Annotated in this window: 20 protein-coding genes; 12 read left to right on the forward strand and 8 right to left on the reverse strand. The window is 66.6% G+C overall.

Going from position 1 to position 22,706, the window contains the following annotated elements; genetic code table 11:
- The 8 genes from AACH40_RS18210 (at window position 1) to ppa (ending at window position 7,409) form a co-directional block, all read left to right on the forward strand.
- Window positions 1-540: a nuclear transport factor 2 family protein gene (locus tag AACH40_RS18210; RefSeq protein ID WP_338643586.1), complete on the forward strand. Its 540-nt coding sequence runs from the start codon at window positions 1-3 to the stop codon at window positions 538-540.
- Between the two features lie 23 nt (window positions 541-563).
- The gene (locus tag AACH40_RS18215) at window positions 564-1,907 is read left to right on the forward strand and encodes an aromatic ring-hydroxylating dioxygenase subunit alpha (RefSeq protein WP_338643587.1); all 1,344 of its coding nucleotides are present in this window, start codon (window positions 564-566) and stop codon (window positions 1,905-1,907) included.
- On the forward strand, window positions 1,892-3,286 hold the full coding sequence (locus AACH40_RS18220) for an MFS transporter (RefSeq protein ID WP_338643588.1): 1,395 nt from the start codon (window positions 1,892-1,894) through the stop codon (window positions 3,284-3,286). Before AACH40_RS18215 ends, AACH40_RS18220 begins: the two co-directional genes overlap by 16 nt.
- A gap of 22 nt (window positions 3,287-3,308) precedes the next feature.
- Window positions 3,309-3,659 carry a putative quinol monooxygenase gene (locus AACH40_RS18225; RefSeq protein ID WP_338643589.1) on the forward strand — a complete coding sequence of 117 codons (351 nt, stop codon included), beginning with the start codon at window positions 3,309-3,311 and terminating at the stop codon, window positions 3,657-3,659.
- Window positions 3,656-4,066, forward strand: coding sequence for a nuclear transport factor 2 family protein (locus AACH40_RS18230; RefSeq protein WP_338643590.1), 411 nt, complete (start codon window positions 3,656-3,658; stop codon window positions 4,064-4,066). Before AACH40_RS18225 ends, AACH40_RS18230 begins: the two co-directional genes overlap by 4 nt.
- 68 nt (window positions 4,067-4,134) lie before the next feature.
- Window positions 4,135-6,096 (forward strand): M61 family metallopeptidase, encoded by a 1,962-nt coding sequence (locus tag AACH40_RS18235; RefSeq protein ID WP_169493792.1) that lies wholly within the window; start codon window positions 4,135-4,137, stop codon window positions 6,094-6,096.
- Complete coding sequence (locus tag AACH40_RS18240; protein ID WP_169493791.1) at window positions 6,093-6,755, forward strand: DUF1345 domain-containing protein; 663 nt, start codon at window positions 6,093-6,095, stop codon at window positions 6,753-6,755. The genes AACH40_RS18235 and AACH40_RS18240 overlap by 4 nt, the downstream gene beginning before the upstream one ends.
- Window positions 6,756-6,869: 114 nt before the next feature.
- Entirely contained in the window at window positions 6,870-7,409 is a 540-nt protein-coding gene (ppa, locus tag AACH40_RS18245; protein ID WP_169493790.1) for an inorganic diphosphatase, read from the forward strand.
- A 38-nt stretch (window positions 7,410-7,447) separates the two neighbouring features.
- Here the strand turns inward: ppa and AACH40_RS18250 are convergent, their stop codons facing one another.
- The 3 genes from AACH40_RS18250 to AACH40_RS18260 form a co-directional block, all read right to left on the reverse strand.
- Window positions 7,448-8,800: a mechanosensitive ion channel domain-containing protein gene (locus AACH40_RS18250; protein ID WP_338643591.1), complete on the reverse strand. Its 1,353-nt coding sequence runs from the start codon at window positions 8,798-8,800 to the stop codon at window positions 7,448-7,450.
- A 48-nt stretch (window positions 8,801-8,848) separates the two neighbouring features.
- Window positions 8,849-10,195, reverse strand: a complete 1,347-nt coding sequence (locus AACH40_RS18255) for a TldD/PmbA family protein (protein WP_338643592.1) — start codon at window positions 10,193-10,195, stop codon at window positions 8,849-8,851.
- A 79-nt stretch (window positions 10,196-10,274) separates the two neighbouring features.
- The gene (locus AACH40_RS18260) at window positions 10,275-10,583 is read right to left on the reverse strand and encodes a hypothetical protein (protein ID WP_240959744.1); all 309 of its coding nucleotides are present in this window, start codon (window positions 10,581-10,583) and stop codon (window positions 10,275-10,277) included.
- A gap of 273 nt (window positions 10,584-10,856) precedes the next feature.
- On the opposite strand from AACH40_RS18260, the gene lptB reads away from it, so the two are divergent.
- A complete protein-coding gene (gene lptB / locus AACH40_RS18265; protein WP_338643594.1) occupies window positions 10,857-11,642 on the forward strand; it encodes an LPS export ABC transporter ATP-binding protein in 786 nt (261 codons plus the stop codon).
- A gap of 26 nt (window positions 11,643-11,668) precedes the next feature.
- Window positions 11,669-13,168, forward strand: a complete 1,500-nt coding sequence (gene rpoN, locus AACH40_RS18270) for an RNA polymerase factor sigma-54 (RefSeq protein ID WP_338643595.1) — start codon at window positions 11,669-11,671, stop codon at window positions 13,166-13,168.
- 3 nt (window positions 13,169-13,171) lie between these two features.
- Here rpoN and AACH40_RS18275 read toward each other — a convergent pair whose 3' ends face one another.
- Genes AACH40_RS18275 through AACH40_RS18290 form a run of 4 tightly spaced genes read right to left on the reverse strand, consistent with a single transcriptional unit; the run spans window position 13,172 to window position 19,387 of the window.
- On the reverse strand, window positions 13,172-14,035 hold the full coding sequence (locus AACH40_RS18275) for a phosphodiesterase (protein WP_338643596.1): 864 nt from the start codon (window positions 14,033-14,035) through the stop codon (window positions 13,172-13,174).
- 10 nt (window positions 14,036-14,045) lie between these two features.
- Window positions 14,046-15,947, reverse strand: a complete 1,902-nt coding sequence (locus AACH40_RS18280) for a cytochrome c3 family protein (protein WP_338643597.1) — start codon at window positions 15,945-15,947, stop codon at window positions 14,046-14,048.
- Window positions 15,948-15,957: 10 nt separating this feature from the next.
- Window positions 15,958-16,854, reverse strand: coding sequence for a hypothetical protein (locus AACH40_RS18285; protein WP_338643598.1), 897 nt, complete (start codon window positions 16,852-16,854; stop codon window positions 15,958-15,960).
- A gap of 4 nt (window positions 16,855-16,858) precedes the next feature.
- Window positions 16,859-19,387, reverse strand: a complete 2,529-nt coding sequence (locus AACH40_RS18290; protein ID WP_338646184.1) for a cyclic nucleotide-binding domain-containing protein — start codon at window positions 19,385-19,387, stop codon at window positions 16,859-16,861.
- A 320-nt stretch (window positions 19,388-19,707) separates the two neighbouring features.
- On the opposite strand from AACH40_RS18290, the gene AACH40_RS18295 reads away from it, so the two are divergent.
- Together AACH40_RS18295 and ctrA are read left to right on the forward strand one after the other, a co-directional pair.
- Entirely contained in the window at window positions 19,708-20,718 is a 1,011-nt protein-coding gene (locus AACH40_RS18295; RefSeq protein ID WP_338643599.1) for a tetratricopeptide repeat protein, read from the forward strand.
- 231 nt (window positions 20,719-20,949) lie between these two features.
- Entirely contained in the window at window positions 20,950-21,651 is a 702-nt protein-coding gene (gene ctrA / locus AACH40_RS18300; protein ID WP_169493779.1) for a response regulator transcription factor CtrA, read from the forward strand.
- Window positions 21,652-21,745: 94 nt separating this feature from the next.
- On the opposite strand, the gene AACH40_RS18305 is transcribed toward ctrA, so the two are convergent.
- A complete protein-coding gene (locus tag AACH40_RS18305; protein WP_338646186.1) occupies window positions 21,746-22,591 on the reverse strand; it encodes a helix-turn-helix transcriptional regulator in 846 nt (281 codons plus the stop codon).
- Window positions 22,592-22,706: the final 115 nt, after the last annotated feature.

Raw genomic sequence — 22,706 nt, forward strand, 5'->3', positions numbered from 1 at the left:
ATGAGCGCCGACACCCTTGCTCTCGATTCCCGCCTCGCGCGCCTGCTGGACAAGCAGGACTGCGTCGAGCTGGTGCACAAGCTGGCCCGCGCGATAGATCGCTGCGACGCCGACCTGGTCCGCAGCGTGTTCCACCCGGACGCCACCGACGATCATGGCATGTTCAAGGGGACCGCCGCCGACTTCGTGCCGTGGGTGATGGAGGTGCTCGCCGGAATGCGGCGCAGCCAGCACGTGATCGGCAACGTCCTCGTCGAAGTCGACGGCGACAACGCCCGGGGCGAGGCCTACTTCATCGCGCATCACTGCCTGCCGGGCGCCGATGGCGCGGGCGATACCTTCATGGTCGCGGCCGGGCGCTATCTCGACCGGTTCGAAAAGCGCGACGGGGAGTGGCGAATCGCTCATCGCGGCGCGGTCTACGATTGGAGCACGACCGCGCCATCTACCGACATGTGGGACCGCGCAGCGATGCCCACCCATGCCTTCGGCGAGCGGGGGCACGCCGATCCATCCTACCGCCATTTCGAGGGGGCTTGAGACAAGCTTCGAGGAGACAAGCCATGACCGCTTCCACCGATCTACCCCGCGCCCGTGCCAAGTCCCTGGCCGACATCTCGAAACTGGCCGACCCGCCGCTCGGCAACGCGCCAATCACCCCGGACCGCTATTTCTCCAAGGAATGGGCGGATCGCGAATGGGACAAGGTGTGGACCCGCACCTGGCAGATCGCGGGGACTCAGGCGCAGATCCCCAACACCGGCGACTGGCTTACGGCGGACTTCGGACCCGAAACGATCGTCTGCGTGCGGGGCGACGATGGCCAGGTGCGCGCTTTCTACAACGTGTGCCAGCATCGCGGGATGCCGGTCGTCTCGGGAGCGCAGGGCAATGCCAAGCGGCTGGTCTGTCCCTATCACGGCTGGGCTTATGATCTTGCGGGCAAGCTGAAGGTCGTGCCCGACGAGGCGGACTTCGTGCAGGGCTCGCCCTGCGGCAAGCTCAACATGGTCGAGATCAAGTGCGAGCTGTGGGCGGGGTTCGTGTGGATCAACATGGACAATGACGCGGCGCCCTTGCGCCAGTTCATGGGGCCGATTGCCGACCAGATTGATACCTATCCGATGGATCGCATGGTGCGCACCCACTGGGTGACGATCGAAGGCAACTTCAACTGGAAGCTGGTGCAGGACAACTTCAACGAAAGCTACCACGTCCCCTTCGTCCATCCGCAGACCAAGTTCGTGATGGAATACGCGCACAGCTATTGCCAGTTCGACCTCTACCCCGAAGGCCACGCGCGCATGTTCATGCCGGGGGCAGGGCCGACCAAGCAGCTGCGCGGCGGCGAGAACGAAACGCTGGAGATGCTGCGCAACGAGCTGGAATTCTGGGGGCTCGACCCTGACCAGTTCCGCGGCGGCAAGACCGGCGAAATCCGCAAGGCGCTGCAGAAGGCCAAGCGCGAGAAGGGCGAGGAGAAGGGCTTCGACTTTTCCACCTACCACGACGACCAGCTGACCGATCACTGGCACTACACGATCTTCCCAAACCTTTCCTTCAGCCTGAAGCCCGATGGCAACATCTGGCTGCGCGCCCGGCCGCACGAGAGTGACCCGGAAAAGTGCTACTTCGACATGTGGTACATGACGCTCTTCCCAGCCGGGACCGAGCGCTACTATTCGCAGTCGATGTCCGAATGGGTCGATGTTTCGGTGCCGGGCCCGCACATCCAGGGCAAGGTTCACGAGGTATCGGCGGGACCGGGCATCGACCAGGACGTCTCAGTCTGGGAGCATCAGCAGCGCGGTCTTCATTCGCGCGGCTACAAGCGCGATTACCTCGCGTTCCAGGAACGGCGCGTGCGCTACTTCCACCAGAACCTGGAAAAGTGGATGGCCGACTGACCATGGTCGAAACCACCCGCGCCGGGCAGCGGCGGATCGTGGCGCTGATGGCGCTGGTCAAGCTGGTGACGACCGCCGATTTTGCGCTCGTCAGCATCGCGATCCCGTCGATCGGCCGCAGCCTTGGCGCGGGGCCGGCGATGCTTTCGTGGATCGTCACCGCGAACACGCTGGTGCTGGCGGGAACGCTGATCCTGGGCGGCAAGCTGGTGGACCGCATCGGCCAGCGCCGCGCGCTTGCCTGGGGGATCGCGCTGTTCGGCGCAGGTTCCATCGCTGCGGGCGCCGCGCCCTCGCTTGCCTTCGTACTTGCAGCGCGGGTGGTCCAGGCCTTTGCCGTCGCACTGCTTTCGCCGGCGGCCTTCTCGCTGATCACCGTCCTGCTGCCCGAAGGCGAACCGCGCCACCGGGCGATGGGAGTGTTCGGCGTGACGCAGGGTTTTTCGCTGATCGTCGGCTTGCTGGCGGGCGGCGCGCTCGTGACCGCATTCGGCTGGCGCGCGGCCTTCTTCGTGAACCTCCCGCTGCTCGTCATCGCCTTGGCCATGGCGCTGCGCTGGATTCCGCGCGGTGCCGCGCGCGCCGCGCCCGAACGGCTGGACCAGATGGGCGCCGCGCTGCTGACCACGGCGCTGGTGCTGTTCGTGGGCGCGGTGGTCCTGTTCGGCAAGGGCGTGGCGGCGGAACTTACGCTGGCCATGATCGCGGGTGCGGTCGCTGCGGCCATCGCCTTCGCCATCGTCGAACGCCGCGTCCCCGCACCGTTGGTGCCGCCCGTCCTGTTCGCCAACCCGCTCTATGCGCTCTCGGTCTGGCTGCTGCTGCTGGTCCTGGCCGGCGTTGGCGGGCTGTTGCTGCTGACGCAGCTCTATCTCCAGCGCGTGGCGGGCTATTCGGCGGCGCAGGCAGGGCTCGGAGCCATGCCCTATGCCTTCGCGGTGATCGCGGCCGGGCAGGTCGCACCGCGCCTGCTGGCGCGCTTCCGGCCGCTCGTCCTTGCGCGCGGTGCGGCAGTGCTCAACCTTGCGGGCCTTGGCTGGCTCGCGTTGGCCATCGGCCTGCCATACGGGTTGGGTGTCGCACCGGGCATGGCCGTGGCCGCGCTCGGCAGCGTCACCTGCTTCATCGCGCTGATGCACGGGGCCCTGGCGACGCTGCCGTCCGAACGCCAGGGACTTGGCAGCGCGGTCCTGTTCACCGCCCAGCAGGTCGGCACCGGCCTTGGCGCGACCATGACCATGATACTGCTCGACGGCACGGGTACTGCCCCCGATGCGGCGGCTTTCCGCGCGCCGTTCCTGCTGCTTGCCGCAGGGGTCGCGCTTGCCCTTGTCACCCTGCTCGCCGTCGCGCGGTTGCCGCGCCTTTCGCCTGCCTGATCACGCCACAAGGACCCGTCCCATGCCCATCCTCATTGCCGGCACCATCGATTTCGACCCCGCCCGCGCCGAAGCCGCGATCCGCGACGGCGAGCCGTACATCGAGGCTTCGCGCCGCGAAAAGGGCTGCATAGCCTACAATTGGGCACTCGATCCGCTGGTCCCGGGCCGCGTCCATGTCTACGAAGAGTGGGAGGACGAACCCGCGCTTGCCGGACATTTCCGCGACCAGAGCTATGTCTCGATGCGCGATCACCTCGGCCAGTACGGACTGATCGGATCGAGCGTGCGCAAGTATCGCTGCGACGCAGTGGCGAGCGTCTATGACAGCAAGGGCGTTCCCCGGCCCGACTTCCAGGCGGAGGGCGAATGATGCGCGGCTTTTCGGGGGATCTGGCCGACCGCATCGCCATCCGCGAACGGATCGAGGCCTACAACGACGCCGTCTTTCGCAAGGACGCCGAAGACTGGGCCGAATGCTGGGCGCAGGATGCGCAATGGCAGGTTGGTGATCACGCCGCGTCCGGTCGCGAAGCGATCCGCGACCTGTGGGTCCGCCTCATGGCCGGGTTCGACGCCGCCGCGATGTACGTCAACCACGGCGCGCTGGCCATCGAGGGCGACCATGCCGACAGCCGGTGCTACATGCTCGAGATGTTGAAGGGGGGCGACGGCAGCGAACGCCTGGTCTCTGGCCAGTACGACGATACGCTGCGGCGGGACACGGACGGGATCTGGCGCTTCACCGCGCGCCGCTACACCGTCCTGCAGGTGCGCTGACGGCCGTTCCGATGCGCGCCAGGCCCCGCGCGCTTGCGCGGCCGCCTGCTTCGCGCCAAGTTGCGGTGATGAAAAAATCGTTCGGGTTCGCGATCTTCCCGCTGCTTGCCGCCTCCATGCCCGTTCTGGCGCAAGTCCAGCCGGCCACCAATTCTCGCCCGGCCACCGCGCCGCTGCCGCCCCCGCTGCCAGAACCGCAGGACGTGCCTTATGCCGGCACCATCGCGCTAGATGTCGATGCGAGCGATGTCGTCACGGGGGCCATGCGCGTGATCGAAACCATCCCGGTCGCGCAAGGGACACAGCGCCTCACCCTCCTTTCGCCGCGCTGGCTTCCCGGCAAGCATGGTCCGCGCGGACCGCTCGCCGAACTGACCGGACTTACCTTCACTGCCGCTGACGGCACCGCCTTGCGCTGGCGGCGCGATCCGGTGGCGGTGGAGGCGTTCCACGTCGATCTTCCCGCTGGCACGCGCGAGATCGTCGCGAAGTTCATCTACACCTCACCCCTGCGCGATGCCGAAGGCCGCGTTGCCGTCACGCGCGAGATAAGCAATCTTCAGTGGGAGACGGTCAGTCTCTATCCCGCCGGGCACTACGTTCGCCAGATCCGCGTGCGCCCAACCGTGCGCTTCCCCGCCAACTGGAGCGTGTTCACCGCGCTCGAAGGGCAGAAGGCCAGCGCCGGCCGCACCGCCTTTGCCGAGACCGACTACGAAACGCTGATCGATTCGCCGATTTTCGCCGGCGCTTATGCCCAGCGCTTCGACCTGGGACGCAACGTCGCGCTTGATGTGGTTGCCGACAAGCCCGGGCTGCTGGCGATTCGCCCTGAAAACCTCAGGACTTATCGCAACCTCGTCGAAGAAGCGCAGGTGCTGTTTAGTGCACAGCATTTCGACCATTACGATTTCCTGCTGGCGCTGACCGACCGGATGGGCGGGATCGGGCTCGAACACCACCGTTCGAGCGAAAGCCAGATGGAACCGCGCACCTGGGTCGACTGGGCGGCGAATGACTGGGACCGTAACGTCGTCCCGCACGAATTCGTACATTCGTGGAACGGCAAGTTCCGCCGTCCCGCCCGGCTGTGGACGCCGGACTATTCGCGGCCGATGCAGGGTGATCTGCTTTGGATCTACGAAGGCCAGACGCAGTTCTGGGGCAATGTGCTGGCCGCGCGATCCGGCGTCCAGACCAAGGACACCGTGCTGGGCATGATCGCCACCACGGCGGGGCTTTACACACAGTACCCCGGACGGGCGTGGCGTTCGGTAGAGGATACCACGTTCGATCCCGTCTTTGCGGCGCGCAAGCCCAAGCCGTTTTCCTCGCTCGCCCGCAACGAAGAGTATTACGGCGAAGGTATGCTGGTGTGGCTTGAAGCCGACCAGATCATCCGCGCAGGCACCGGGGGAGCCAAGGGCCTCGACGATTTCGCGCGCGCGTTTTTCGGCGTGCGGCCCGGCGATTGGGGCGTCATGCCCTATGAACTGGACGATGTCGTCGCCGCGCTTCAGGCGATCTACCCCTACGACTGGGCCGGATTCCTGGCGACCCGGATTCAGAGCCCCGGCCAGCCCGCCCCGCTGGCCGGCATCGAGCAAGGCGGCTACAAGCTGGTCTGGCGGGACACGCCCAACGCTTACGACAAGGCGAGGATGGACGAGACGAAAACGCTCAACCTCAACCATTCTATCGGCCTCACGCTCGACAAGGCCGGTGCGGTCAGCGCCAGCCGCTGGGACGGACCGGCGATGCGCGCCGGCATCGTCACCGGCATGCAGATCGTATCGGTCAACGGCGTCACCTACGACGGCGAAGGGTTGAAGGCCGCGATAACCGCCGCCAAGGGTACGGCGGCCCCGATCGCGCTGGTGGTGAAGCGCGACGACCAGGTCTACCCTCTGACCATCGATTATCACGACGGGCTGCGCTGGCCGTGGCTCGAACGGGCGGGCGATGTGGCGACCGGCGGCCTCGACCGCCTGTTTGCGCCACGGGCCACCGCACGGAGCAAGGGCGCATGAGCATCGGCCTGCGCCTGGGCAAGCGGATCGCGCCCCCTCGGTTCATCCTGTTCCTCGTCCTGCTCGTGAGCGTTTCGCTCGGCTGGCACGGTTTGATGCATTCCAGCGGCTGGGCGGATTCTCTTGCCATGGGCTTCGATTTCGCGGCCATAGCCTTCCTCGTTTCGCTATGGCCGCTCTTGGGTAAATGCGACACCGACACGATGCGGCGCCATTCGGCGGAAAACGATGCGAACCGGATCCTTGTGCTGGGGATCACGACCGTGCTGACTGCCGTGGTCATGGCGGCCATCGCCGGCGAACTGCCCGAAGCGAGCAAGGGCAGCCACCTTGCCATGCTGCGGCTGATCGGCACGCTGGCGCTGACCTGGGCCTTTGCCAACACCGTCTACGCGATGCATTACGCCCATCTCTACTACTCGGCGGATGGCGAGCAGGGGAAGGATACTGGCGGGCTAGACATCCCGGGCACGAAGACGCCCGATTATCTCGATTTCGCCTACTTCTCCTTCACCCTCGGCATGACCTTCCAGACATCGGATGTAGAGATCACCTCGCGTGAGGTGCGGCGCATAGCGACCCTGCATTCGCTGGCGGCCTTCGTGTTCAACATCGGGGTGATCGCCTTCACCATCAATGCCCTTGGCGGAAGCTCGTAAACGCCAGCGCACTCTAATCCATAAGTCTTGTTGCAGCGCACAAGGGGCTTCGCTAGAGCCCGGCCCAACTTGGGCAAAACCGGCCGCTCCACGGCCCAGCAGCGAAGGCAGACCATGCGCATCGACATGATTCCGACGGGCGACAATCCCCCCGAATGCCTCAATGTGATCATCGAGGTTCCGGTTGGTGGTGAACCGGTCAAGTACGAATTCGACAAGGCTTCGGGTGCACTGTTCGTCGATCGCATCCTGCACACGCCGATGCGCTATCCTGCCAACTACGGCTTCGTGCCGCACACGCTCTCGCCCGACGGCGACCCGCTCGATGCGCTGGTCATTGCCCGCTCGCCCTTCGTGCCCGGCTCGGTGGTGCGCGCGCGTCCGATCGCGGTGCTGAACCTCGAAGACGAGCATGGCGGCGATGAAAAGCTGGTCTGCGTCCCCGACGACAAGACCTTCCCCTATTACCGCGATGTCGCCGAGAAGGGCGACCTTCCCGAGATCGTGCTGCAGCAGATCGAACACTTCTTCACCCACTACAAGGATCTGGAGAAGGAAAAGTGGGTCCGCGTCGGCACTTGGGGCGGCGCCGAGGATGCCAAGCGCATCACGCTCGAGGCGATCGAGCGCTACAACGCCGACAAGGCTGACTGATCAAGCCGGAATGATGCGCGGCATCCTTGCGCGGCGCGTCATTCCACGGGGCGGCTGGTATCGAGCAGATCCTGTCCGTCCTTCTTGCCGGCGCGTTCGCGCTCCGCCATCTGCGTGATGTGGCTTTCGGGCGCGACGTCGGCACTGGCTGACACCGGCGCAGCGCCCGGCGCCGGGGCGGCGGGCGAGAGCGCATCCTCGTCCTTGCGTTCCAGCCGGACGCGGGATCCCGGCAAGGCGGCGGGGAAGCCGCCTTCGCGAAGGGCATGGCGCACCGCCTCCATCGCATTCGTGCGCGCCTTGCCGAAATCGCTGTGTCGCTGATCGACCCAGGCGCCGAAGCGCAACACCTGCGTCGCCCCGGCAATATCGACCAGCTCGGCCCCGGGCTCTGGCTTGGCCAGCACGAAATCAAGCTTGCGCAGCACGTCGAGCCCCACACCCCGTGCGTGGCAAGGGTCGGCATCCTGCGCCAGCGGATAGTCGAACGTGAACTTGCGCTGCGGGTTGGCGGTGAAGTTCAGGATCACCGCCTTGAACACGGTGCTGTTGGGGATGCGCAAGTGGTTGCCATCGCCCGTGATCAGGATCGTCGCCCGGCTGGTGAGGCGCACGACGGTCCCTTCGTGATTGTCGATCCGCACCGAATCGTTGGCGCGGAACGGCTGGCGCACCGACAGCATCAGCGACGAGACGTAGTTGTCGATCGAATCCCTGACGGCAAACCCCAGCGCGATGCCGATCACGCCAGCGCCACCCAGCACGGCGCCGAGCAGGGCGGTCGCGCCCAGGATTTCCAGCGCCAGAACAATCCCGCCCACGACGAAGACGAAACGGATCGCCGTCTCGATCAGTTCGGCCAGGAATGGATTGGGTGCCACGCGGGCCCACAGTCGCTTGCGCCCGGCAAGCGCGTAACCGGCAAAGCCGACCAGTACCGCGACAAGCAGTGCAACGCCGATCAGCGGCAGCGCCCGCCATAGCCCGACGATCCTGTCGGTGACGCCCGACACCGCAGGGCTGAGATTGCGTTCGACCTGAAGATTGCGTTCAAGCCGGTTCTGGACCGTCACCACGCCCGAAAGCCGCCCGGCGATGCTGGCGGCCTGGTCGATCGCGGCCTGGTCCGCAACCGTGCCGGTCAGCGTCACCACGCCCGCCGAAACCCGTACCGTCACCGGCTGCAACGCGGGGATTTCGGCAAAGATCGTGCGGATGCGTTGCGCCACCTTGGCATCGTCGTTGACGGCCTCGTCCGTCGCGATTTCCCCGCTCGGCTGTGCTGGGGGCGCGCTGGCGGACGGCAGCACCGAGGGGCTGGACTGCGCCAGCAACGGCGGCGCCACGCTGACGAGCAGGAGAGCGAGCAGGGGGCGAATGACGGGGCGCATGCGAAGGCAAGCGCCCCGCACCGCAACCTGTTCCCGAAAAGGGCGGGCTCAGTCGCCCGCCACGCTCATCCCGTCGATCCGGATGGTCGGCACGTCGATTCCGCGCTCGATCACCAGATCGTTGGCGACACGCATGCCTGCGAACATATCGACAAGGTTGCCCGCCACGGTAAATTCGGCGATCGGCCCGGCAATCTCGCCGTTCACGATGCGCAGGCCAGAAGCGCCCCGGCTGTAATCGCCGGTCACGCCGTTGACGCCCTGTCCGATCAGTTCGGTCACATAGACCCCGTCGGCAATGTCGGCGATCAGCGCGGCGGGGGTCAGTTCGCCGGGCTGCAGCACCAGGTTGCTGGGCGTGACGTGCGGCGCACCCGATCCACCGCGACCGGCGTGGCCGGTGGGATCGCCACCCAACTGGCGCGCAGCGGCGCTGTCCATCATCCAGCCGGTCATGCGGCCATTGTCGATCAGCTTGCGCGCCGCCGTGGGCAGCCCTTCGCCGTCGAACGGGCGCGAGCGCAGGCCGCGCAGCCGGTGCGGTTCATCAAGCAGGGTGATCGAGGAATCGAACAGCTGTTCGCCATCCTTGCCCAGCAGGAAGCTGGCGCGGCGGGCGATCGATGCGCCCGACATCGCGCCCAGCAGGTGGCCGATCAGCGAACCGCCGACGCGCGGATCAAACACCACGGTGGCGGGGCCGCTGCGCACGCGGGCGGGGGCAAGGCGGCGCACGGTGCGCTCTGCGGCAAGCTGGCCGATCTCGGCAGGCGCGGGAAGGTCAGCGAAGAACCGGGCGCTGCGCCACGCGCTGTCGCGCTGCATGCCGCTGCCTTCGCCACCGAGCACGCTGGCCGAGATGCTGAAGCTGGTGGCACCGTACGAGCCGGAGAACCCGTGACTGGTGACAAGCGCGAAGATCCCCGCCCCGGCGCTGGCGCTGGCGCCTTCGCTGTTGGTGATGCCCTGCACCGCGCGGGCGGCGTCCTCGGCTTCCTCTGCCAGCGCGCGCAACTGTGCGGGCTCGACGGCGGTGCGATCCTCCAGATCGAGCCGGGGTGCTTCCCCCTGAAGCAGCAGTTCGGCAGGCGCGAGGCCGGCGAAGCGGTCCACCGGCGCCAGTCGTGCCATCGCCACCGCGCGTTCGGCCAGTTCGTCGAGCGCGGCGTCGCCAAGGTCGCTCGATCCGATCGAGGCGGAAGCCCCATCAACGAACACGCGCAGCGAGATCTGCTCGCTTTCCGAACGCTCCACGTCCTCGAGCTTGCCCAGCCGGACCTGCACCGATTCCGCGGAGCTGCCATGATAGCTCGCATCCCCGGCATGCGCACCCATGCGGCGGGCACGTTCGATCAGCGCATTGCAACGCTCCTCGGCCTGGTCGGGCGACAGCATGTGAAAAGCACCTCCTGCGGGATGGAAGACGCGCGCCTTAGCGCGTGGGGCGTCCTACCACAATCGCGCGGGAAGCGGCTCAGAACAGCGTGGACACAGCCTTGAACAGCGCGGTCAGCAGAAAGGGAAGGCCGATCGAGCATGCCCACACGATCAGCTGGTCGCGCCGGCAGGCAGAACGCAGCGCGGGATCGTGCGCGGCTGCATCGTCCAGATGCTCCCAGCGCCGCTCGAACCGGCGGAACAGCGGAATGACCGCAGCGACCAGCACCACGAGCGCCAGCATCGGCAGCATGGAGGCGGAATGCCCCACTTCAATCGCCTGCATCGTCACGAAAATCTGCAAGCCGGTATAGACCAGCAGCCCGTAGGCGACGGTGTCGCTCATCCGCTTGCGCCAGTCGACGGCTCGCCTCGAAAAGGCCGACGTCCTTTCCATCTGCCACCCCGCTTGTTTTCACTCTCCCGCAAACGAGTAGAACATCTGTCGCTGCGGGTTTCAAGCAAGTCTTGGTCCCTCTGTGGAACGGGGGGCGCGCACTCGTCGTTCCATGCACAAATCCTGCCAGATCGGCTCGCACGGGCTTTGCCGCGCCCGCGTTGACCGCTATGGCTGCAACCGACACTTTCGATTCAACAGCCTAACGGTCACCAAGATCCGATGAATGCCGAGACTGCCGCCAGCGCGGCCACCGTATCGCCGCCGTCAGCCGTCGGCACCATTCCGGGCGGCCTGGAGGTCGTCTCGATCGCCAAGAGCTATGACAAGCGGGCGGTGCTGACCGACATTTCGCTGTCGGTCGGCAAGGGCGAAGTGCTTGGCCTGCTTGGCCCCAATGGCGCGGGCAAGACCACCTGCTTCTATTCGATTATGGGGCTGGTGCGGCCGGATTCGGGCCGGATCCTGCTAGATGGCGTCGATATCACCAAGCTGCCGATGTACCGCCGCGCGATCCTCGGGCTTGGCTACCTGCCGCAGGAAACCTCGATCTTCCGCGGCATGACGGTCGAACAGAACATCGCCACGGTGCTCGAACTGATCGAACCCGACAAGGACGTGCGCGCCGCAGAGCTCGATCGCCTGCTCGATGAATTCGGCCTTACCCGGCTGCGCACCAGCCCGGCGATGGCGCTGTCGGGCGGCGAACGCCGTCGCTGCGAAATTGCCCGCGCGCTTGCCGCCAAGCCGTCGATCATCCTGCTCGACGAACCCTTCGCCGGCATCGATCCGCTGTCGATCAGCGACATTCGCCACCTGGTGAAGGACCTTAAGCGTCGCGGCATCGGGGTGCTGATCACCGATCACAACGTGCGCGAAACGCTCGATATCGTCGATCGCGCCTGCATCATCTACGGCGGGCAGGTGCTGTTCGCGGGCAGCCCCGAAGCGCTCGTCGCCGATCCCAACGTGCGCCGGCTTTACCTCGGCGAAGGCTTCACGCTCTAAAGCGGGCAGCCGGGGGGAGGGACAAGATGGCGCTAGGACCACGGCTGGATCTCCGCCAGAGCCAGTCGCTCGTCATGACGCCGCAGCTGCAGCAGGCGATCAAGCTGCTGGCGCTGTCCAACCTCGAGATCGAGACCTTCATCGGCGAGGCGCTCGATTCCAATCCGCTGCTCGAACTGGGCGAAGCCGGACCGGCCGATGCGCCGGAGGCTCCGGAGGAGCTGCGTCGTACACACTTTGAAAGCTCCCCCGTCGACCAGCTTGTCGGCGAAGGGCGCGCCGACGAGGATCGCCCGCTCGATATCGACCCGACCGCGCTCGACCGCGATCGCGATACCGGGGATGGGCGCGGGGGCGACGGCGGCACAGCTTTCGATGGCGAACAACGTATTTCGGGCGGCGGCGAAGGCCTTGAAATCGACGAGCGCGGCAGTGTCGAGGCGACGCTGGCCGAACATCTCCACGCCCAGGTCGGCGCGGCGGCGCGCGATGACCAACAGCTGTTCGTTGCGCGCTGGCTGATCGACCAGCTGGACGAGGCGGGCTACCTTTCGCTGCCGCTGTCGGAAGCGGCCCAGGCGCTCGGCCTCCCGCTGGCGACGATCGAGGCGGCGCTCGAACTGGTCCAGTCGCTCGATCCCACCGGCGTCGGCGCGCGCAGCCTCTCAGAATGCCTCGCGCTCCAGGCCCGCGAGGCCGATCGCTACGATCCGTGCATGGCGCGCCTGATCGACAACCTCGATCTCGTTGCGCGGGGCGAACTCGCCCGCATCAAGCGCATGTGCGGCGTGGATGATGAGGACTTCGCTGACATGCTGGCCGAACTGCGCGGCTACGATCCCAAGCCCGGGTTGCGGTTCGGTGGCGGCGTGGCCGAAGCGGTGGTGCCCGACATTCTGGTGCGCGCCAGCGGCGGCGGCTGGGACATCGCGCTCAACCAGGCGACGCTCCCGCGCCTCGTCGTCAATCGCCGCTATTATGTCGAAATGCGCGGTGCCTGCGTCGCAAAGGAGGCCAAGGCCTGGCTCGGCGAAAAGCTGGCCGATGCGAACTGGCTGCTGAAGGCGCTCGACCAGCGGCAAAAGACGATCCTGAAGGTCGCGGCCGAGATCGTGAAGCAGCAGGACGGCTTCTTCCGCCACGGCGTCGCGGATTTGCGGCCGTTGACGCTGCGCACCGTCGCCGAAGCGATCGAGATGCACGAATCGACCGTCAGCCGCGTCACGTCGAACAAGTACCTGCATTGCGAGCGCGGCACGTTCGAACTGAAGTACTTCTTCACGTCGGGCGTTGCCTCCACCGATGGCGAAGGCGCGGTTTCGGCCGAAGCGGTCAAGGCCGCGATCCGGCAGCTGATCGATGCCGAAGATCCCAAGGCGATCCTTTCGGACGATGCGCTGGTCGACCTGCTGAAGGGACGCGGGTTCGATCTCGCACGCCGCACGGTCGCCAAGTACCGCGAGGCGATCGGGCTCGGCAGTTCGGTACAGCGGCGCCGGCAGAAGGCGCTCGCCGGGGTGCGCTGACCGCTATTCCGCTGCGGCGCGGCCGGGCCGCTCGGCCATCATGTGCTGGACCATCCCCTGCAGCCGCGCATCGAACCGGGCGAGCACGTCCTTCTCGCCCGCGCTGTCCCAGTGGGTGATCAGCTCGCGACCGTTCCACCAGTGCAGGGCATAGCCTGGCGCATCGGCAATGATCAGCGCCCGCTCGTCGGGCTGGTCGGGATCGAGCGGGCGCAGGTCGAGCCCTACCTGCGGCGCGGTCGAAGGGCAGGTGGCGACGATGTGGCCTTCCCACCGCGCGGTAATCGCGCGGTGGATATGCCCGCAGATCAGGCCGACGACATTGGCGCGGCCCCCCAGTACCCCAGCGAGGCGCGCGACCCAAGGTTCGGCGGGGTCGGTGTTCATCCACGCGATGCCCACTTCCATCGGCGGGTGGTGCAGCACGATCAACGTGCGCTGGTGGGGCGCTTCATCCAGGCGATCGGTCAGCCAGCGCGCGCGTTCGTCACAGAACGCGCCGCCGTGGCGGCCTTCTTCCAGCGTATCGAGTACCAGCAGCCGCAGCGTCGGGTCCTCGATCGCGTACTGCAGGAAACCGCCGGCGAACGGCGCCTGGGGGAACACCGACCGGAACGTCGCGCGCTCGTCGTGGTTGCCCAGCGCGAAGTGCACGGGGAAGGGCAGGCCATCGAGCGCCTCTCGCAGCCGTTCGTAGCTTGCGACGTCGCCGCGATCGACCAGGTCGCCTGTCAGCAGCAGCAGATCGGGACGGGGCGACAGGCCCGAAAGCTCCGCGAGCACGCGGTCGAGCCGCTGGCGGTTGAACTCGTCGGGCGTGTCCGGCTCGAATCCGAGATGGATGTCGGTGATCTGGGCAATCAGCATGAAATGCGGCCTAGCGTGCCAGTGCCACGCGGCGCGGCCGATCCGCATCCGCCGTGGTGACAATCGCGCGCTTCTTGCGCTGGTCGGCTGGCTTCCACGGCTGTCCTCCCGTCGGATCGTTGGCGTCCATATGGAACGCATGGCACATCGCACAGCCCGACTTGACCGGATCGGTCACGTGTGCGCCTGCCAGCTTCGTGCCGGTCTCGCCCACGTGGCACGAACGGCAGCCGCCCGGGCCATCGAGGCCCGGCACCAGCAGGTCTCGTGCATCATTCGAGCTCTTGGCGCCGGTGTGGCAGGTGGCGCAGTCGGTCTTGCGGTGATCCGAATGGTCGAACCAACCGACGTGGTAGTAGCGCGTGTTCTGCGCCACCGGCTGGACGGTGAAGCCGTCGGTCGCGGCGCTTCCGCCACGGGTGATGACGTGGCAATCGGCGCACATGCCGCCTTGGCCGAACACCTGGGCCACCGCCTGATCACCACGCACGGGATAGAAATGCACCGCCCGGGCATAATCGGCCGCGCTCGCCGCGCGCGCTGCGTCCCCGGGAATGCGGCGGCCAAGGCCCGAAAGCGTTGCCGGCCGGGCCGGCGCGCCGCCGCGATAGAAAGAGCGCAGGTCGGCCACGACCTGTTCGGGTTCGCCATGGCGCAGCGTGCGGAACGTGCCCCCCACCTGGTCGAAGGTCAGCGAATGGCAGCTTTCGCACGCCTCTTCCATCACCACCGGCTTGAACCGCGCGCCGCCAGCCTCGGTCTTGTGGCAATCCTGACAGCCGAGTGCGTCATTCGCCGCAAAGCGCCCCGGACGGCGGCGGACCATCTGCGCCACGCCGTTGCTGTGCGACAGGTGCTGCGCGTGGGTGAACTTAAGGCCGTTCGCCTCCTTCAGCCCCGGCGCCCAGCTTACTTGCGCGAACACCGGCTTGCCTCCCGGCGCCACCGCCGCGATCAGCGTCGGGCGGAACTGCGGGTGGGCCGTGCCGAAATCGGCGGCATTGTCGAGTTTGCTGTCGGGCAAGCGCGTCCTCAATCCGTCGTGGCAATCGGTGCAGAATTGCTGCCGGGTGGCCGGCATAGCACCTGCCCCCTCATGCTCGGTGTGACATGCGACACACCTGCCTTGCGGACGGTTGAACGCGGTGGCCACCGCCTGGGTCAGCCGCGCCATGCCCTGCGGTTCGCCGCGCGCGCGCAGCAGCCGTGCGCCATCGGGAATGTGGTTGTGCGCGTCTTCCTTGTGGCACGACAGGCAGGCGTTGTCGGTCACCGCGACGAAGGCCTTCGTGTGGCAGGCCTGGCAGTCGTTTTCCAGGTTGTGGTGGGCAAGGCTGAGGTGCCCGGACGACCAGGCGGTATCGCCATGGATTCCGGCAGGCCGCCGCGCATCCTTGTGCATCGCCAGCGGCTGGTAGGTCGCATAGGACCAGATCGGCACGGCCAGGAACGCCACCAGCATCAGCGCAGCAAAGGCCCAGGCCGACACGCGCTTGCCCGGCAGCAGGCCCTTCAGCGTGAAGGCGGTGCCAAGGTCGATGTCCTCGGCGCTTTCCGAAACGACCTCCACCCGCCGCACGGTCAGCACCGCCGCGCCGCTTTCGCCATCGCGCGAAACCGTGATGCGATGGCCGCCAAAGCCCAGTTCCGCACCCACGCCCAGATCGATGCGCGTACGGGTGGTGCTGCGCCCGTCGGCTTCGAACGGCTGGTCGCCCACCGATTCGACCAGCAGCGTGCCATCGCCCTCGATTACCGCGTGGGCATGGCGCGGATCGACCGCAAGGTCGGGCAGGTGGACGGCACAGGCCGAATCGCGGCCGATCAGCAGCTCGGCGCCTTCCACCGTGGTGGGGCGGACGATCTCCTCGCCGTTGGACTTGAGCGCGATCTGGCGGACCAGGAACGTCATCGTGCCGCCCTTACCAGTAGAAGAACACGGCGATCACGTGCGCGGACAGCGCGGCGATCAGGGCGAAGGTCACCGGCACGTGGACATAGAGCCACGCCTGCAACCAGGTCTTGAGCTTCAGGTGCCGCCGCATGCGCGACAGCATGGCCTCCTTGCGCGTGAGCAGCGCGTCCACCTTGTCGAGCGGATCGTCGGCGCGGCGCGGCAGGAAGGCGCGCCGCTGGCGCAGTTCGGCTGCCGCGCCGCGCGTGGCATCGCGCGGGTAGCGGCCGGTCAGGCGGTTCCAGAACGTTCCCGCGAAGGGATCTTCTTCCAGGCTGCGGTTCACCAGCGTCGCGCTTTCGGCGTCGAGCGGCTGCGCGGCATCGTGGATCTGCCGGTCGAGCGAGCGGATCGCCTCGACCATCTGCTTTTCGGTAATCGCGCCTTCGGCGTCGTAGCGGTTTTCCGACAGCGCGCGCGGCAGCGTGGCATAGACCCAGATGCCGAACATGCCCGACACGATCACCAGCATCATCAGCGCCCAGGCCAGCGTGTGCACGTTCCAGCCGAACGCGAAGCCCGAATGCAGCGTGCCGACCACGATCAGCAGCATCCCCAGATAGACATGGGCGCTGGTCCACGCCTTCAGGCTCCAGCGCCCCGGCGTGATCGCCCGCTTGCGCACGCCGAGCATGGTCAGCCACAGGATCAGCAGCGCGCCGATGGTGCCCAGCGTATAACCGAGCCAGCTCGATCCGAAATGCGTCCCCGGCAGCGGCACGAACAGGTAGAGCGCGATCAGCAGCGCCGCGAGCGCTGCGGAGATCTTCAGCCAGCGGAAGTCGCGGTGGGCCAGGAAGCCCTCGTGCGTGCTCGTGCGTTCGCGGCTGGCGCCGGTGCGGCGGCGCGGTGCGATGCTCGCCATCCCGTCAGGCCCCCTCGTTCTCGAGCCGCGCGACGGTCAGGAACTCGTCGGGCGAGACGCGGATGGCAGCGCCCGTGGGGCAGGCGCGCACGCAGCTGGGACCGCCTTCGATTCCCGCGCACATGTCACACTTGATCGCCTTCTTGCGGTCGAGCGCTTCATCCACGGCGGGATCGCCGGTGTACTTGGTGTTCTTCTTCGACCACTTGTAGGATGGTTCGCCCGGCCCCGGCCCCTTGCCGAAGAACAGCCAGCTCAGCAGGCCGGGCTTCTTCGGTGGCACCTTGTCCATGCGGATCACGCCATAGGGGCAGTTGCGCTGGCAGTTGCCGCAGCCGATGCAGGTGTCGTTGATCCGCACTTCGCCGTCGGGTCCGCGCTGGATCGCGTTGGGCGGGCAATCGGCCATGCAGTGCGGGTGTTCGCAGTGGCGGCAGCTGGTCGGCACGTGCAGGTGGGCAAAGCTCTTGCCCGCCTCGCGGTCGAGGCGCGACAGGCCGTCGTGGCTGTCGGCGCAGGCCTTCTCGCAGTTGTCGCATCCTACGCACAGCCGCTCGTCGATCAGCAGAACGTCGGTCGCTTCGCCAAGGCCCTGGCTGACAAGGAACTTGGCCTGCTCGGAATAGAGGTCGACGACGCCCGAAAAGCTGTCCTTCTTCGATTCGACGAAGGCGTTGGTGCGCCGGCGCACCTCCATGTCCTTGCGCGCGCGCTCCAGCAGGGCGGGCTTCGCCGCCAGCACGCGGCCGAAGGCTTCGCCATCGACCTTGATCACCTCGCTCTTGATCGCCGCGCGCACCGTGGCGGTGCGCTGCCCGCCATCGATCAGCGCCATCTCGCCGACATAGGAACCGGCGGGAAGGTAGGACAGGAAAACCGGCTTTCCACCAACTTCCTTTTCCACGATCATCGAGCCGACGCGGATGACGTAGATGTCCTTGTCGTCGTCGCCTTCCTTGATGATCGCATCGCCCGCGCGGACCGACATGATCTTGGCGGTTTGCACCACCTCGGCCACATCTTCCTTGGTCAGCCCCGATCCGAACATCTGCAGCAGCTGGCGCTCGATCGAGATGCGTTCGATCGCGCGCTTGGCGGTCGGCACCTGGCTCTGCAGCTTCAATGCGGCGTTGCGGCTGATCTCTACGCAGATGCAGTCTTCGGCGGCCACGATCGTTGCGCCGCGCCGGCGGCCCGAAATGAGGCCGACTTCGCCGAAGATAGACCCTTGCGGGATCGGCACCACCTTGCTGGCATCGTTGGGGTCTAGCCGCACGTTGACCGATCCGTCGGCAATGGCGAACAACGACGATCCGGGATCGTTCTTCTCGAACACCGTCGCGCCGGCCGAATAGAAGTGCGCATCGGAATCGAGCATGAACTCGCGCAGCTGCAGCGTGGTCATGCCTTCGAGGATGCTCACGCGCGTGCGCAGGAACTCCAGCCATTCGTTGACGCTGCGCTTGCCGGGCAGCCCTGCGAACTTGGCTTCGAGCAGCGGTTCGTCGGCGGGCTTCAAATCGCGGTTGCCGGCGATGAACTCGACCACGTCGTAGCCCTGGTTCATGCAGTGCTTGATCAGCGGATAGCCGGCCAGCGCACCGATCACGAAGATGCCGGGCGCGCTCGATTCGAACTGCGGCGACAGCGTCGGGAAAGCCAGCCGGTCGTTGCTGGCGAATTCGATGCCGCAGCCTTCGACAAAGGCGCGCGGCGGGGCCGAACCGATGCGCGCGATGATCCGGTCGCAGCGAATGCGTTCCTCGCCATCGCGGGTGCTGAGCGTGATCCAGCCCGGCTCGATCGCCTTCGTTTCGGATTCGTAGCGGATGGTCAGTTTGCCGGCGGCGTCGTCCTCCACCAGGGCCTTGGCGTTGGGTTCCTTGGCGGTGGCGAAGCTTTCCCGCACGTTGGTGGATTTGGGGCTGCGGTTGAGCACCGTCACCACATTGCCCTGCGCCGGGTCCTCGACCAGGCCGCGCGCGTTCTCGATTCCCGCATCTCCCGTGCCCACGACCACGATATGTTGATCGAGCACGGCGTAGGGGTCGTCGAGCTGATAGGTCACGTGCGGCAGATCGGCGCCGGGGCAGCGCATCAGGTTGGGGTTGCCCTGCGTGCCGATGGCCAGGACCACCGTCTCGGCCATGACCGTTTCGCCGTTCGTCAGCTCGATCGCATAGGGCGGGGCGTGGCGCTGGATCTGCGTGGTCGTGGTCGATCCGTCGCGCGCGCGGGTGACGATCGTCTGGACCGAGCCTTCGATCGCGGGTCCGGTGCCGCGGATCTCCTTCACGTCGGCATTGTACTTCACGTTGACGCCCAGCGCGGCGGTGCGCGCGTTCCAGCGCTCGAGGATATCCTCGCGCTTGCCGGCGTCGAACTCCTGGTCCGATCGCAGGATCAGCTGCGATGGCGTCGCCATCACGTGCTTGCCCTTCTGGTACTTGAAGATGGTGTCCGACAGGTGGTCGGTCTTTTCCAGCAGGACGTGATCCAGCCCCAGCTGCGCGGCGCGGCTGGCCGCGCTCATCCCGGCCGGGCCCGACCCGACGATTGCCACCTTGTAGAGCACGCTCACAGGTCCAGTGTCCCCCGCCCACAGAGAGACCGGCGCTGGTGCGCGCGCGTTTGCCCCCCTGTCGTCTTTTCCGTTTGGCGCGAACCCGTTTGGAGCCTGACCTTAGCGCAAGACGGCCCGTTTGCCAGCAGCAATTTGCCCCGCGAAGGCGACCGTCCAAGGCGGGCGGCCGCCACAAGTGCGGCGTTCTCTTGCGCTCGGCGGCGCGTGCGCGATATGCGGCGCGTCGATAAGACGTTGCGCGCATGGGCGGCGCAGGGCAGGAGCAAGCGATGACCGAGGCTGACTCCCGATCGACCGGCACGGCGCCCGCACCAGCGGGTGCGGCATCCGGTCGTGCGGGCAAGGTCGTGCTGGGCCTTGCCGCCGCCGTGGCCCTGGCCGCGGGCGGCGTGGCCGCCTTCCGCAAGCCGCACGAAGATGTCGCGCTGGTCCAGCCGCAGCCGCCCGCGCCGACCGAAAGCCAGACGCCCTCGGTCGACGATGTCATCGCCAAGCTTGAAAAGCGGCTCGCCGAAAATCCCGAGGACGCCGAAGGCTGGCGCATGCTCGGCTGGTCCTACTTCCAGACCGAACGCTACGCCGAAGCGGCCACCGCGCTCAGGAAGGCGACCAAGCTCGATCCCGAGCATGCCGAAACCTTCTCGTTCCTGGGCGAGGCGCTGGTGCTCGCCAGCAACAAGGAAGGCCGGATCCCGCCCGATGCGCGCGCGGCCTTCGACAAGGCGCTCAAGCTCGATCCCAAGGACGCGCGCGCCCGCTACTTCAAGGCGGTGGCGATGGACCTTGCCGGCAACCACCGCCGCGCGATTAACGCGTGGTTCGCGCTGCTTGCCGATACCCCGGCCGATGCGCCCTATGCCGAAGACATCCGCAAGGTGATTCGCGACGTTGCCGACAAGTACAAGATCGACGTCGAGAAGCGCCTGGCCGAAGCGCAGTTCGCAGCGCCGGCGGGCGGCATGGCCACAGATGGCGCAAAACTGGCTGCAGGGGCCATTCCCGGGCCGACCAGCACCGAGATGCGCGCCGCCGCCGGGCTACCCAAGGGGCAGCAGGAAGCGATGATCAACGGCATGGTCGATGGTCTTGAAGCCAAGCTCAAGGCGCGGCCCGAGAACCCCGAAGGCTGGATCATGCTGATGCGCAGCCGCATGCAGCTAGGCCAGCCGGCGCGTGCGGCGCAGGCGCTGCAGGATGGCCTTGCCGCGCTGCGCAACGATCAGGAAAATGCCCGCCGCCTGCGCGAAGCCGCGTCCAGCCTCGGAGTCGCCGGCGCCTGAGGGTGGCTTTGCGCGGTTCAATTTAAGCGCTTGTGTTGCGTCGCACATCCATTCCCGCCCGCAAGATCACGTATATTCAGGGAAAATGCCGTAAACGATCATCTTCACTTTGGAGCGGTTACGATAAATTAACCTTTAACGTTCATTCCTCCTATGGTTAATAGAGCGCAGGATCACAAACGACTGGCCATGTCGGATCCGCGCCGGGGAATGGCATTAGGGGGCACTTACATGCGTGTGCTGCTGATCGAGGACGAGCCGACCACCGCCAAGGCGATCGAGCTCATGTTGAGCGCCGAGGGTTTCAACGTCTACTCCACCGACCTCGGTGAAGAAGGCCTCGATCTGGGCAAGCTCTACGATTACGATATCATCCTGCTCGACCTGAACCTGCCCGACATGCACGGGTACGACGTGCTCAAGAAGCTGCGCGTCGCCAAGGTGCAGACCCCGGTGCTGATCCTCTCGGGCATCTCGGAAATGGACAGCAAGGTCCGCTCGTTCGGCTTCGGCGCCGACGACTACGTGACCAAGCCCTTCCACCGCGAGGAACTGATCGCCCGCATCCACGCCGTGGTGCGCCGCTCGAAGGGTCATTCGCAGTCGGTCATCCGCACCGGCAAGCTTTCGGTCAACCTCGACGCCAAGACGGTCGAGGTCGACAGCGCCCGCGTCCACCTCACGGGCAAGGAGTACGCCATGCTGGAGCTGCTTTCGCTCCGCAAGGGCACCACGCTGACCAAGGAGATGTTCCTCAATCATCTCTATGGCGGCATGGACGAACCCGAACTCAAGATCATCGACGTGTTCATCTGCAAGCTGCGCAAGAAGCTCGCGCATGCTTGCGGCGGCGAAAACTACATCGAAACCGTCTGGGGCCGTGGCTACGTGCTGCGCGATCCGGACGACATGAGTGCAATCGAAGCGGCCTGAACCGCTCGACCCCCCTTCACACCTCTGCAACGGCTCGCGCCCACCAGCGCGAGCCGTTTCCTTTTGCGTGCCGGCGGCGTCCGTCGATGCTCCTTCATTCGATGCGGCGGAACACCGTGGTCTCCAGCTTGGGCAGGTCCTTGCCCGCCCACACGATCGTCTCGGTCATCGTGCGCCGGTCCTTGGCTACCGCATAGACCCGGGTCGAGATCGGCTGGCCCCCCTTGCCCAGCGTCATCACCAGCGTGTTCGGCGCGGGCTGGCGCAGCGAGGCGGTATCGATGGCGGCGAAGTTGCCGCTCACCGGCACCGCCACGCCATCGGTTGCAGCGGTCGAATGCGCCTTCATCACCGAACCGTCGGGCGCGGTGATCTCGACATCGGTGGTCCATTTGCGGTCCCCCCCGGTCGCAAAGGCGATCGTCACGCCCCTGGGCCGCTCCTCGGCCGGAATGCGTGCTACGTCGAGCGCCCACCGGCCGACCAGCGGCGATGGGGCCGCCGCCGCCGTCGTGGTGCGGTCAGGCGCAGCGGCGCGCCAGGGCGAATCGGTCATCGACAGCAAGCCGCCGAGGGCGATGGCGGGTAGAAGGATCAGCATGGCAATGGCTCCTCTCGAAAGGCGCCACCCCGATCGGGGCGGCATGGACCCCTGATCGGCTCCACCATCAGCCGTGTGTAGGTCGATTTTCTCGTCCCGATTTTTCTGTCCCGCCGCCCAGGCATCGTGCAGCCGGGCCAGTTCGCGGCTACTGCCGATCCCGGTCTTGCGGCGCGCATCGCGCAGGCGTTCGTTGATCGATGCTTCGGAGCGGCCCAGAAGCCCCGCAATCGACTTCACTGTGTGCCCGGCGGTCAGCAAGCCCAGGATCTCGCGCTCGCGGTCGCTCAGCGCTCCCAGCGACGCATCTAGATCGGGGCCGGTCAGTTCCGCTACCATCAAGGTCGATTGATCATCACACGGCCCCGCGGGCGTCCATCCCAATTTTTTCGTGGAGCCACCGGCTCGGCGCGCGCCGGTTGCCAAACCGCGCCATGCCTGCCATCGGCCCCGC

This window comes from Novosphingobium olei, assembly GCF_037076535.1.
GTDB classification, from domain to species: Bacteria; Pseudomonadota; Alphaproteobacteria; order Sphingomonadales; family Sphingomonadaceae; genus Novosphingobium; species Novosphingobium olei.